Origin of the sequence: Flavobacterium sp. NKUCC04_CG (assembly GCF_019345525.1) — a bacterium.
GTDB lineage: Bacteria > Bacteroidota > Bacteroidia > Flavobacteriales > Flavobacteriaceae > Flavobacterium.
In genome coordinates this window covers 118,356-131,543 of record NZ_JAHKRA010000008.1, presented here as the reverse complement: position 1 = coordinate 131,543, position 13,188 = coordinate 118,356, and the positions used below count along the sequence as shown (strand labels likewise).

The 13,188-nt window shown below is 37.7% G+C and carries 12 protein-coding genes; 2 read left to right on the top strand and 10 right to left on the bottom strand.

The window, feature by feature from the left end; translation table 11 throughout:
* Window positions 1–92 precede the first annotated feature (92 nt).
* A complete protein-coding gene (locus KO524_RS08360) occupies window positions 93–659 on the top strand; it encodes a hypothetical protein (RefSeq protein ID WP_255555201.1) in 567 nt (188 codons plus the stop codon).
* A gap of 558 nt (window positions 660–1,217) precedes the next feature.
* Here KO524_RS08360 and KO524_RS08355 read toward each other — a convergent pair.
* From KO524_RS08355 to KO524_RS08345, 3 genes are all read right to left on the bottom strand, one after another.
* Window positions 1,218–2,123 (bottom strand): hypothetical protein, encoded by a 906-nt coding sequence (locus tag KO524_RS08355; RefSeq protein ID WP_219292881.1) that lies wholly within the window; start codon window positions 2,121–2,123, stop codon window positions 1,218–1,220.
* On the bottom strand, window positions 2,123–2,680 hold the full coding sequence (locus tag KO524_RS08350; protein WP_219292879.1) for a hypothetical protein: 558 nt from the start codon (window positions 2,678–2,680) through the stop codon (window positions 2,123–2,125). The genes KO524_RS08355 and KO524_RS08350 overlap by 1 nt, the downstream gene beginning before the upstream one ends.
* A gap of 304 nt (window positions 2,681–2,984) precedes the next feature.
* A complete protein-coding gene (locus KO524_RS08345) occupies window positions 2,985–3,413 on the bottom strand; it encodes a helix-turn-helix transcriptional regulator (protein ID WP_219292877.1) in 429 nt (142 codons plus the stop codon).
* A 145-nt stretch (window positions 3,414–3,558) separates the two neighbouring features.
* On the opposite strand from KO524_RS08345, the gene KO524_RS08340 reads away from it, so the two are divergent.
* The gene (locus tag KO524_RS08340) at window positions 3,559–3,789 is read left to right on the top strand and encodes a hypothetical protein (RefSeq protein ID WP_219292875.1); all 231 of its coding nucleotides are present in this window, start codon (window positions 3,559–3,561) and stop codon (window positions 3,787–3,789) included.
* A 160-nt stretch (window positions 3,790–3,949) separates the two neighbouring features.
* Here the strand turns inward: KO524_RS08340 and KO524_RS08335 are convergent, their stop codons facing one another.
* The 7 genes from KO524_RS08335 to KO524_RS08305 form a co-directional block, all read right to left on the bottom strand.
* Window positions 3,950–4,282 (bottom strand): helix-turn-helix transcriptional regulator, encoded by a 333-nt coding sequence (locus KO524_RS08335; protein ID WP_219292873.1) that lies wholly within the window; start codon window positions 4,280–4,282, stop codon window positions 3,950–3,952.
* Window positions 4,272–4,664, bottom strand: coding sequence for a hypothetical protein (locus KO524_RS08330; RefSeq protein WP_219292871.1), 393 nt, complete (start codon window positions 4,662–4,664; stop codon window positions 4,272–4,274). The genes KO524_RS08335 and KO524_RS08330 overlap by 11 nt, the downstream gene beginning before the upstream one ends.
* Window positions 4,665–4,947: 283 nt before the next feature.
* Complete coding sequence (locus KO524_RS08325; protein WP_219292869.1) at window positions 4,948–6,207, bottom strand: hypothetical protein; 1,260 nt, start codon at window positions 6,205–6,207, stop codon at window positions 4,948–4,950.
* A gap of 207 nt (window positions 6,208–6,414) precedes the next feature.
* Complete coding sequence (locus tag KO524_RS08320) at window positions 6,415–7,833, bottom strand: efflux transporter outer membrane subunit (RefSeq protein ID WP_219292867.1); 1,419 nt, start codon at window positions 7,831–7,833, stop codon at window positions 6,415–6,417.
* 23 nt (window positions 7,834–7,856) lie between these two features.
* A complete protein-coding gene (locus KO524_RS08315; RefSeq protein WP_219292865.1) occupies window positions 7,857–11,015 on the bottom strand; it encodes an efflux RND transporter permease subunit in 3,159 nt (1,052 codons plus the stop codon).
* A 10-nt stretch (window positions 11,016–11,025) separates the two neighbouring features.
* Window positions 11,026–12,171: an efflux RND transporter periplasmic adaptor subunit gene (locus KO524_RS08310; protein ID WP_219292863.1), complete on the bottom strand. Its 1,146-nt coding sequence runs from the start codon at window positions 12,169–12,171 to the stop codon at window positions 11,026–11,028.
* A gap of 386 nt (window positions 12,172–12,557) precedes the next feature.
* Entirely contained in the window at window positions 12,558–13,169 is a 612-nt protein-coding gene (locus KO524_RS08305) for a TetR/AcrR family transcriptional regulator (protein WP_219292861.1), read from the bottom strand.
* Between the last annotated feature and the right edge of the window lie 19 nt (window positions 13,170–13,188).

Genomic DNA, 13,188 nt, shown 5'->3' with positions numbered 1-13,188 from the left:
TATAAGGCTGTGGTGACAAAAGGAGAAAATTTGAATTTCTAATTTAAATTCTAATTTCGTGAATACGATATAATCTTTAACTATGCTCTCAAATGATAAAAATTAATAATTTACTTCTACTTACACTCTTAACAATTTTTATTTCTTGCAAAGAGAAAAATATTCATAAAAACATTGAAATAGAAAATGATGCTATAAGCTTTTTCGAACCGGCTGATTTAGGTGCATTTGGTTCAAAAACAAGACTCCTAATTTATGCAAACTTTGATGAGTGTGGCGAATGGGGTGGACATACAGAAAGCTTTGAAATATTTTCAAAAAAAGACAGAATTTTTTACGCTAAATATATAAGAACGCGAGTGGATTGTGATAAAATTGGAGAACTTTATGGAAGTCCTGAATTTCAACAACCCGATAGAACAACCGAATTTCAATTAACTAAAAATAACATTAGTGCCATAAATGATTATTTATCAAAACTTCTTAAAAGTAAAATACACGAACGTTTTCCAGGACACGCTGGTCAAAATTTCGGCGTAATCAAATCTGATTCGACACTAATTATAGATGTATATGATAGTAATAAAGCAAATTTGAATAATTACAATACTTTGTTGAAAGCATTTGACATTGAAGAAGTCAATTATGAGTACCGTTAAAAATGAATACCGTAGTGTATGAGGTGTTGGAGAAGAGTCGGATTAGAAAGCAAAAACTTTCCATTTTGCACCATGGGCGTATAGTACTTCCTTTTATTTGTAAAATTATCCTCTACTACATAAAAAATGTTTTTACGAAATGGAAATACAAAGGTTCGGTTAGCATATAACCTGATTTTTTGTGAAATTCAGGTTCCCTATAACTTTTTGAAGCATGAAAAAACCCTCTATGGTTTGTGGAGGGTGCTATCTTGAAGTTTTAGAATCTTTCTAGTAAAGCTATCTTGATGTTCTTTTAATCGTGTGTAGAATATACTTGGGAATCTAATATCTTGTTTGAAAATTATAATTCTAAAATACAAACAATAAATTTTATAATCAAAAATTTCTGAAATTATTTACATTTTCAACCATTATTTCTCTAGTTTTTCTATCAATATAGCTTTGCCGATTGGAATGTGAAGAGGTAAAGAATTCGAAGCTCTATAGACGGCATTTTCTTTTTCTCTTTCACTTTACAAGCCGTTTTTTTTGCAAAACAGTAGTTATCTAATGTCTTTATGGATAAATATCAATTAAATGATAATAGATTTTTTCATTTTTAGAAATAAACTTGGTTTCTAATTTCTTCAAATGTATTGTGCAATTTTTATTAAGATATTCTAAACTGAGCTCAATAATTTTGTCTTCATCTATTTCTTCTCCTATGATCCCTGATATTTTCTCTCCATTTTCATCTACAAATTCAAATCTTGACGAGTCCAATAATACACCTCGTAAAACTCCTTTCACTTCAATAGTTTCTTCTTCAGTAATTACAGAATTTATTCTTTCATATCCTTTATGTATGTTTTCTATTGAAATTTCAAATGAAGATAAGCCTTGTTCAATTTTTAAAATTGAATTTTCACTATCAATTTCTTTAAGAAATAATTTAAGATTATTTAAACTTCTTGGGGGTGTAATAGAAACAATATTTTCAAAAGTTTTATCACTCATTGTTACTGATGTAATTAGATTTATTACATTAAGAATCGCATTTTCCACCTCATTTTCCGAGAAAATATTATTTTTGTTTAATTGTGCTAATTCAACTCCGAATGAACCCATTGGTAATGCTGTTAAATAAAGTTCTGCATCATTTATATCTTTTGATTTTCCTCTTTTACCTACAACTCCATATTTTATTTTAGTAGTTTCTGTTTTTACAAGTTCTTGAAAAGGTTTCAGAATTTTACTCAAAAAACCAATTTTAATACCTTGACTTCCTGAAACGGCATTTCCACTAAATAAAAGAGAAACTTTTGCTATAGGTATTTCGTTAGATATATTTTGTAACTTTTCTTTAAGGGTATCAATTTTTTTTGATAAACTTTTTGACATAAAAGGGTCATTACTTGCAAAACTAAGTAAGTTTTGAAGTTCTATTATTTGACTAGTTATTTGCCTCTTTAAATTTATCATTATACTAAATTACTTAAAAAAATTGAAGCCTCTTCATCTACATCGGGTGTATTTAATTCTACTCTAATTATACCCTTCCAAATACCAAGTCGATTGTGAGAAAATAATTGAATCCAATATCTTGAATAATCAATTGTGAGTAGCGGATCTAAGACGTAGTTAAATGGGTAATGGTCTAATTTATAATTAGCTTTAGATTCTTCAAAATCAAAAAAATCAGTAAAATTATTTTCAATAAATTTTACTTGTTGATTAGACAGACTTGAATGATTATATAAAGTAACGAGATCTAGATCTTTTGGTGGGCGTCCTTCTCTTAATTCAATATTTTCTGTAAAGCTACCATCAAGCCATTGAAAACCTTCTAAAACACCAGCTTCATTTAATTTTTTTCTGAAATTTAAAAAACCTTTAAGAATTTCAATTCTTTCAGGTGATGTGGCGAAATGCTTTGTGAATTCTAATGAATTTGACTGATATGGGCTAAGTTGACTTTTGTCTGTAGGGTTACCATTATGTGGTGGTGTTACGTGATTATGGTCAAAATATGGAATCATTTTTTAAAGTTATATGTTTTAAAGTTTTTAGTTAACTAGTTTTATCACGAAACTATTCATCTATTAAGTTATTAAAATCAGCTAATTAAACTTCTCCTGAAATTTCATGCAAACGTAAAGACTTTTTTGTTAACAGATGTACGGCAAACCGTAAAATCAATTAAAAAACAATAAAATAGCTTGTGTTTTTAATTAAAAAAGAGTATATTTAAGATGATAGAGCACCTTAAAGCAGCAGGGGAGACTGGGGTAAACAAAAAAAGCCTAACCGAAGGTTAAGCTTTATATACGGTTGATGGCGGGATTACTTGTTTTGTAGTAGCTGCTCTAAGCGTAGCATCATCTCGTCTTTTTCTTGGAGCATACGCTCGTAGAGGGCAATTTTTTCGTTGTGTATTTGGAGGATGGTTTCAACCGGATTGAATGTAGGATAGTTGTTATAAACAAATCCTGTAGCATGGTCACTATTTGTAAAAGTATTTGCAATAATGTTCACAGCCTGTTCCTCATCAAAATTTTCAATAGCTTCTGCGGGTATTTTTAGTATTTGCGCCACTTGTTGCAGTAAACTGCTTTCAATGGCTTCTTTTTGCTCGAGTAGGGATATTTTTTGCTGATTCCAGTCTTCTCCCAATTCAAAAGCCAAGGCGTCTTGTTTGATACCTAGCATTTCTCGAAAACGTTTGATGTTTCTGCCTTGGTGGATTTTGCGGTTGCTGTTGTTTTGTGTCATGGCGCCAAAATTAAAATAAACTCTGAGTTAAAGATAATTAAATTGCTGTAAAAAACGGCTATTCGTTTGTAATTTACAGTTTGAAACTGTTTTTTACTGCGTTTAAAATACCTTTTTTTATCACTCACTTTTAAATGGCGTGATGATGAAAAACAAGACGAAGAACGAAATAAAGACAAGACAGTTAACCATTTGTGGAAAATATACTCCTAAAAAATACGGTAGAGGCAGCACTTTTCCGATGGTAGTACTCAGTGGAAAATGGTTTGAAGAGATTGGTTTTAAACCCGGTCATGTGATTGATGTTATTTATAGCAATACCGGTTCTGTGGTGCTTACTTTGGCCAAGGAACAGCGATTCGAGCATTTAAAGTAAAGCGGTTTTTTCACAATACACTTTTGCTAACGCATAAAACTGTGAACGGCATGGCGTGACTGCTTTCTGGGAACTGGAATTTACTTGCATTATTTTTTAGTTGGTAGTTTTGCAGTATGGCGGCAATGCGAGGTTTTATTTATTTAAAATATTTGTTGGATCAATCACTGGTACATAACAAATCTTCGCTGCTTTTAATTTCTTTCGACTCATTTAATCGATTGATAACAACCGTTGTATCTTCAAGTTGAAATACAGGATATTTTCCAATTTTAATAGAGATTTCAACAATTTTTTCAATGCTGAAATTAATTTGTCCGTCATTTAGAATCTGTGATACGCGGCCTTTGCTGATTCCCAAGACTTGTGCAAGTTGGGTTCTGTTGAAATTATTCCTTTCCATAAATTCAACAATGGCATGGTATAAAACCCCGTTAATACCCTCAATCCAATAGGAAGGTTGATTCAGTATTTTTTCTAGGTTATCTTTCATAATGATATGCTTTGATAATTAGTTCAACTTTTTTAATGTCTTCATCCTGGCTGTCTTTATTTCCTCCCATTATTATAACGCGACCCGTCTTTTCTTCATGAAATAAATACACTCGTATCCTTCCCGATTTTGCTTCAAATACCTTATAATTAACCGGAAGCCCTTGAAGCATTCGAAACTGTTTTTGCGGTCTCATTTTTAGATTGGCTGTATCCTCAATAATTCTAATAGCCGCCGCTAGATTCGATAGTAAATTTCCGTCCTTCTCAATTTCTTTAAAAAAAGCTTCAAACAGACTCTTGCCGTTTTTGCACAATTCATACACATCAATTTTGGTATTGCTGGGTATATGTGAAGACAAAGTTAGTGAATATTTTTTCAAAATGTTTAGCTATATCTAAATTATGAGTGATTTTAATAGTATCCTAACTGCAAAATTTTGCAGAATATGTCGTGTATTGGCTATAGTGGGGGATTGGGAATACGAAACGATTAATTTTACATTAGTCTAAACAACAGTGTCTTATCGTTTTGTAAAACATAAAAAAAGGAAATTTATACGGATTTTGCAATAAAAAAAAGGAGAAATTTTAGATTTCTCCCTTAAGTCGGTATTCCGCCAAAGCGAATTTATAGCAAGGAAACGTATTTTGTGGCAATGCGGTTTAGGTACATTGCATAATATAGCCGCTTACTTTTGTTTTATCGCACCAAAACACATAACAAATGCCGCCACTTCCAAAATAGACTTCGCCATTTTCTGTATTCGGTAAGTCTGTATCCAGTTGCATTAAAAAGTCCATTTTTTCTCCGCTAATTGGACAAATCAGTACTTCTGCACTTTGAATCCAGCTAGGTTCACCACCGAGCCTAAATAAGTTTTCTCTACTGTTTGCACTTCCCCAACTTTGATAAAACCATCTATCGGGCGATGCTGAAAACGAAACAAAGGTTTCCTGTATCGGTAAATCGGAATAAATTTCTATGTTTTTGAGTTCTCCTATTTTTGAAGGTTGTCCATTTTCGTCGTGTTGGTAAAACACCGCGCCATATTCATTGAGTTCTCGAATATGCATACCTAAGGTTAGAGTAGATAAATCCGATATCTGGAGTCCATCGGGAATTTGATCAAATGTAATCAGGTGCATAAATCGATTATTTGTATGATTGTCAATCACACCACCAAATTTATAGGTGTTTTCGTCCGCTTTTAAATTCCAAGTCGGGTGCTGTTGTTTGTTAAGATGACTGGGTCTATCATTGACGAAATAATTTTTGGGAAAACTAAAATGCCTAAGTACATTGGGGCAATAAGTTTCTATGCGCCCCTGTCGTTTTGTAAATCCAACGAGCTCTAAATACGCGAGTAGATAATCTTCTAAATCATCTTCGTCAAAAAGCTTGTTCTTAAGGGTATAGTCATGCGCAAAAATGATAACCTCCAAATTTCTAGTCTCCATTAAACGTTCAAAAAGCGCTTGTTTATCTTTAATACTGGTTTCAGCGCTGATAAATAGGTTTTTAAAAATGGGAATAACATCCATGGCTAAATTCCTCCAGGGGTATGCTTCAAAATAGGTGTACTCATTGGGTTTTAGTTCAAAGATTAGCCTGAGGTGTTGATGCAATAATTCAGGGAACTGCAAGCTCGCATATTCGATGACGCTTTCGGCATTCTCATTCTTTTGTTTTGTAAGAATTTCCACGGCAATAGAGATGAGTTCATCAAATTGAGGTTGGTCTATATAGCTCAGAATATCATTGAAAATCGTGGCGTTTTTGTCGAAGGTATATAGGAATTTCGACGCAAATGCAAAGGCATCATTCGAGTTTGATGCCAAGTTAAACAGTCGCTCATAAAGGTTTGTTGTATGCCAACCGCTTGTTTTGAAATCGCTGATTAATTGTGCTGCCTTGTCCGTCATGATACTGTAATTGAGATAGTAAGGTTTGATTACAAATATCCGAAAGTTTTGCGAGAATTTAAAAGTGTATAACTAGTAATTAGGAGCTATAAAGTTTTTTTAAGAATAACTTAGATAGGTAGATTTAAAAACCCGATGCCTAAACATCGGGTTACAAGAGTAAAAAAAATAAAGAAAAAATAATTAACTAAATAAATAAAAAAAGTATTATTGCCAGCCTCCACCTAAGGAGCGGTATAGTTCTACACGAGCTGCGAGTAAATCTCTTTTGCTGGTAGCCAATTCCAATTCACTGTTCAAAAGTTGCGCTTGTGAACTGATGACTTCCAAATAATTAACCAGGCCGCTTTGGTATAACAAATTGGCTTTTCCAATGGCTTTTTCGAGCGTTTGAACCTGATTTTGTAACAGTTGTTGTTGTTCGTTTAATTTTTCTATCGATACTAGGGCGTTGGACACTTCCGATACGGCAATTAATACCGACTCTCTAAAGTTAATCACGGCCTTTTCGCGTTCTACCAAGGCTATTTTGTACTTGGTTTTAATGGTTTTGCCTTGCAATAAGGGTTGGGTAATACCGCCGGCTATAGTACCGAATAGGGAAGCGGGTATGGTAAACCAGTTGCTGGTTTCAAAACTGTTTAATCCGGTGCTGGCTCCGATTTTTAAGCTGGGATAAAAATCCGCTTTGGCCATGCCCACCTGAGCATTGCTAAGACTTAAGGCCAACTCTGCTTGTTTGACGTCGGGCCTGTTAGATACCAAAGCCGTCGGTAATCCCGTTTTTAATTGGGAGTTGTACGGCAACAGGGGTAAACCGACACTTCTTTCAATGGCGGTTGGAAAAGTCCCCGTTAAAAGGCTTAAAGCGTTTTCCTGTATCGCGATCTGTTGTTCAAAAAGCGGAATCAATTTTTCCGCATTTAATTTTTGCGATTCGATTTGTGCCACGGCCAGCGAGGTCACTTGACCGGCTTCAAACTGCCATTGAATAATCGAGCGCGTACTCTCGTTAAGCGCCGCGTTTTTCTTAGCGGTTTCCAATTGGTAGTCGAGCATCAGCAAATTGTAATATCCTTTGGCTACTTCAGCAATCAGTGTGGTTTGGATGGTCTTTTGCGCTTCTTCCGTTTGCAGGTATTGCGCCAAAGCTCCTTTTTTCTGATTCTTGATTTTGCCCCAGATATCCGCTTCCCAAGACAAACCGAGATTGACGGAATAATCTTCGATGTGATTGCGCGATAAAGCCATGTTCAAGTTCGTTCCTGTCAGACTGTTTTCAGAAGGCCTGCTGCTGTTGGCTTGAATGCCCAGTTGCAATTCGGGTATATTTGCCCATTTGGATTTGGTCCATTGCAATTGCGCGATTTCAATGTTTTTTAACGCCAATTGCATTTGATTGTTTTTCTGTAAGGCGTTTTCGATTAAAGGTCGTAATGCGTCTTCGACAAAGAAGTCACTCCACGGCAGGCTGGCGATACTGCTATCGTCAGCGGCGACTTCAGTGCCCCGAAAGCTCTCGGGTAGGGCTGCAGCCGGATATGTCACGTCTTTGGAAACGCTACAGGAGTGAAGTGTTGCGACCAAAATCAAGGCCGCAACAGTATATATATTATTTTTTTTCATAGGATATTTCATCAGGGATATAATTAAATTTTATCCTCCTCTTCAGTGGAGATGGGACCGGAAATTTTTTCGTGTAAGATTTGGAATACGATGAATAATACCGGAATTATAAACAATCCCAATACCACTCCCGACAGCATTCCTCCGGCAGCTCCGATACTGATCGAGTGGTTACCCATAGCAGAAGGCCCTTTGACATTCATCATCGGAATCAATCCCGCAATAAAAGCAACGGAGGTCATGATAATCGGTCTTAAACGCAATTTTGACGCTTCCATTACAGAGAAAACCAAAGTCTTTCCTGCGCGACGGCGTTGCAAGGCAAATTCGATGATCAGGATGGCGTTTTTGGCCAGCAAACCAATCAACATCACCAGCGCTACTTGTACGTAGATGTTGTTTTCAATACCTGCCAGTCCAATGGCGACAAATACTCCGATGATACCCGTTGGTATGGATAAAATCACTGCAAAAGGCAAGATATAACTCTCGTATTGAGCAGCCAATAAGAAATAGATAAACAACAGCGACAGCGTAAAGATGATTAACGATTGTCCGCCAGAGGATAACTCTTCCTTGGTCATCCCGGAAAACTGATAACTGTATCCCGTAGGCAATTGCTGTGCAGCTACTTCTTCTACAGCCTTAATCGCATCTCCCGAACTAAAGCCCGGATTGGCAATGGCGTTGATGCTGATGGAATTGAACAAGTTGTATCTCGAGGCCGTTTCCGGTCCGTAAACGCGTTTCAAAGTAACCAAGGTATTGATCGGAACCGCTTCGTTGCGTTTGTTTTTAACAAACACGCCTTCCATAGCATTGAGGTTGGAACGGTCGTCTTTTTGCGCTTGAATCATCACGCGGTAATACTTTCCAAAACGGTTGAAATCCGACGCCTGAGACGAACCGAAATACGCCTGCATCGTCTGTAAAATTTCTTTGACATCTACTTGCAATTGCGCCGCTTTGATTTCGTCTACTTCGAGGTCGTACTGCGGATAATCGGCTTTAAAAGTGGTAAAGGCCACGGCAATTTCCGGACGTTGCATCAGTGCGCCGATAAATTGATTTCCAATTTCGCTAAACTGGTTTAAACTACCGCCGGTTTTGTCTTGTAAAACCATATCCAATCCGTCGACATTGCTGAATCCCGGTACTGTTGGAAAGGTAAACACAAAGAAATTAGCGCCTTTAACTACCGATAACTTCTGATTTACTTCGCCCATAATTTGATTGATGTCGCTGACAGCTCCGCGTTCTTTGTTCGGTTTCAACAGTAAAAAGATGACACCGGTAGACGGGTTGGTCGATTGGGTCATGATGTTAAAGCCCGACATGGCATTGACAATCTTTGCCGAAGGCAATTGGGCTATGATAGCCTCTGCCTCATCCATGATTTTTTTAGTGCGCTCCAAAGATGTTCCACCCGGAAGGGATACGGAAATAGCCATAAACCCTTGATCTTCTGAAGGGATAAATCCGGTTTTGGTTTTGTTTACCAGCAGTACAGTGGCCAACATCACCAAGGCCAAACCACCCAAGCTCAACCATTTGTAGCGTATCATGGTACGAATACTGCCCAAATACTTATTGGCCAGATTGTCGAAACCGCGATTGAATCCGATAAAGAATTTTTCCTTAAAGGTCTTTTTTCGCTCGGGTTCTGTTTCCGTACCGTGGTGGGTACTCTTGAGGAATAAGGCAGCTAAAGCCGGACTCAAGGTTAGGGCGTTCACGGCCGATATGATGATGGCAATGGCCAGGGTAAGGGCAAATTGTCGGTAGAAAACCCCGGTAGAGCCTTCCATAAAGCCCACCGGTAAAAATACGGCAGCCATCACTAAGGTAATCGATATAATGGCTCCGGTAATCTCACTCATAGCCGATTTGGTCGCTGCTTTAGGCGATAAATGAGACAATTCCATTTTGGAGTGTACTGCTTCGACGACGACAATCGCGTCATCGACGACGATACCAATCGCCAAAATCAAGGCAAACAGTGTTAATAAGTTGATGGAAAAACCAAACAACATCATAAAGAAGAAGGTTCCCAAAATCGCAACCGGAACCGCTATGGCCGGAATTAAGGTGGAACGGATGTCCTGTAAAAAGATAAACACCACTAAAAACACCAAGATAAAGGCTTCAATCAAGGTGGTAATTACCTGATTGATCGATTGGTCTAAGGCGTCTTTGGTATTGTACAAAATCAGGTATTTAACCCCTTTTGGAAAGTCTTTGGAAACCCGTTGCATCAATTCATCTATGGCTACTTGAATTTCACTGGCATTGGAACCCGCTAACTGCATGGTACCGATGTTGATTCCGGGTTTGGCATTTACCTTGGTGGAACTTCCGTAGGTATAGGAACCCAATTCTACTTTGGCTACATCTTTTAAACGCAAAACAGAGCCGTCTGCATTGGAGCGGATGATGATGTTTTCGTATTGAGAAGCTTCGTTGAGTTTCCCTTTGTATTTGATGACGTATTCAAAAGATTCGGTGCTGCTCTCACCAAATTTACCCGGAGCGGCTTCCAAGTTTTTATCTTGTATGGCTGCGGTAACTTCGGCGGGAGTCAGGTTGTAGGTGGCCATTTGGGTTGGATTTAACCAAACGCGCATCGCATAATCTTTATTACCCCCAAAAATGGTGGATTGACCCACACCAGAAATCCTTTTTATTTCGGGTATGATGTTGATTTGGGCGTAATTGGCTAAAAAGGTTTCATCAAAAGCTTTATCGTCTTCGGCGTATAGAGATACCACCATCAACAAACTGTTTTGTTGTTTGTTGGTAGTGATTCCGGCTCTGATAACCTCTGCCGGCATTTGATTCGTAGCCTGTGCCACGCGGTTTTGAACGTTTACGGCGGCTTGATCGGGATCTGTTCCCAATTTAAAGTACACCATAATCGAAAGCGAACCGTCGTTACTGGCCGTAGAAGTCATATAGGTCATGTTCTCCACACCGTTAATCGATTCTTCCAAAGAAGGGGCAACGGCCCGCAAAACGGTTTCTGCGTTGGCACCGGGATATAAAGCGGTAACGAGTACAGAGGGAGGAGCAATATCTGGGAATTGCTGTAACGGCAGTTTGTACAATCCCAATACCCCCAAAATAACGAGGATGATAGAGATTACAGTGGCCAGTACGGGTCTGTTTATGAATTTTTTAAACATGGAGGTTTACTTATATTTTAGAATTAGTGAGGGCAGCGGTGGCTGGGCTAGGGGTTTCCGGTTGTATGGTCATGCCGTCTTGTAGTCTTTCAAAACCTTTGAGTACGATGCGATCGCCGGATTTTAACTGCTGATCAATCAGATAGTCATTACCACTGCGGCCGATGATTTGTACCGGTGTTTTAAATACTTTGTTGGAAGCATCCACAGCAAAAACAAAAACTTTGTCTTGAATTTCTACGGTGGCCTCTTGCGGAATCAACAGTGCTTGGCTGTGCTGCATTTTCAATTGAATTTTTCCGGTATTGCCCGAACGCAAAGCCCCATCGGGATTTGGAAATGTAGCGCGCAACATAATAGCTCCGGTATTTTTGTCAAATTGACCGTCGATGACATCGATTTTACCGAGTTCTTTATAGACTGTTTTATCTGCTAGGAGCAAGGAAACCGGTGCGAGATTTTTGACTTTATCGCCTAAAGTGCTGCCTTCGTATTGGTTTTTAAACTGAATAAAATCCATTTCTCCCAAAGAGAAGTAGGCGTAGACCTGTTGTATATTAGACAAGCTCGTCAAAGCTTCCACGTCGGTTGGAGCGAGTAAGCTACCCTGACGTTTGGGCAATCTGCCGATATAACCGTTTACCGGCGCCTGTATGCTGGTATAGTTGAGATCAATTTTGGCGTTTTCGACCATGGCTTTGGCCTGTTCTAAGGTAGAAAGCGCTATTTTATGAGCGGCTTGAGCCGTTTTTAATTGGTAGTCCGACACCACTTTGTTTTGTACCAATGGCGTCAATTTGTCTATTTCCAATTGGGTGTTGATCAAGGCTGCTTTGGCCGCATTGAGATTTCCCGTGGCCATGTTGAGTTGCTCTCTAAACGGGCGTTCGTTTATTTTAAACAACAATTGACCTTGGGTGACATAAGCACCTTCGTCTATATATATTTTGTCGAGTACACCGCCAACCTGAGGGCGTATTTCGATATCAACAATACCGCGTATCGCAGCGGGATATTCAGAAACCGTCGTAGTTGCTGTATTTTGCAAGGTGTAAACGGGCAATTGCGGTATAGCAGTTTCCTGTGTAGTAGCTTTTTCTGAACAGGACTGCAGGAAAAAAGCTAAAAGGACACTAGTAAATAGTATTTTTTTCATTTTTGAATAGGGTAGTTTTGAATTAGTGAAAATTATTGTTAATTGAGTTAGTTTATTTAACAGCGTTAAGTACTAAAGCATAAGCAGTCAATAAAAGCTCATATCCATAGGGTGTTACAGTAAATGACAAATGTGGGGGTAATACGGTACATTCATTGGTATATTGGAAGTACGCATCATAGCAAGGGTCTTTAACTATGTTAGATTAGATAACAGCGTTAAGTAAAAGGCAGAAAAAAGAGGTAAATGAGGACTAATTTAATAGCGTAGTACATGATTTTTAGATTGAAATAAAGTTTAAAGATCTTCTTTTAATGTTCTTAATTTTTCTAACAGCGTTAAGTACATGGGTACAAAGTACTGTGTTTTTAATGTTTTACTACATTCTACGAGGAAATTTCTTCTTGATACAGTGATTTGATAATAGCGCTTACGGCATCTTTAAAAATTTGATCATTAGTGGTAGGAGCCAAACCATTTCCAATCATATTGACAGAGATCAAACCGTGAATCACAGAAAAAAATGTAAAATACTTTAATTTGACATCGGCATCTGAAGGATTTTGTTGTTCCATCACTGCGGCAATGGTATTGAAAAACAGTTGGTAGGTGGTTTCAGTGTCGGGAACTATAGGTTGTGTACAACACTTCATTTCTACGCCGTACATCACTTGATACAGCTCTTTGTTTTCAAAGGCAAAATTCCAAAAAGCGATCCACATCACTTCCAATTGTAAGGCGGGATCCGTTTGAGATAATTGGGCTTCCTTAATATTTTTAATCAATCGAAGAAAACCTTTACAAGTCAATTCGTCTAAAATCGCTTGTTTATTGGAAAAATATTCGTAAATTATAGGAGCGGTATATTCGATGCGATCGGCAATCTTACGCATGTTTAAACCTTCCCAGCCTTCTTCTTTGACAATCGCATATGCGGCATCGAGAATACTATTTCTAGTCTCTTCCTTTTGTCTCAATATTCGATCTTTACTTGCCATATTAAATTATCTAACAACG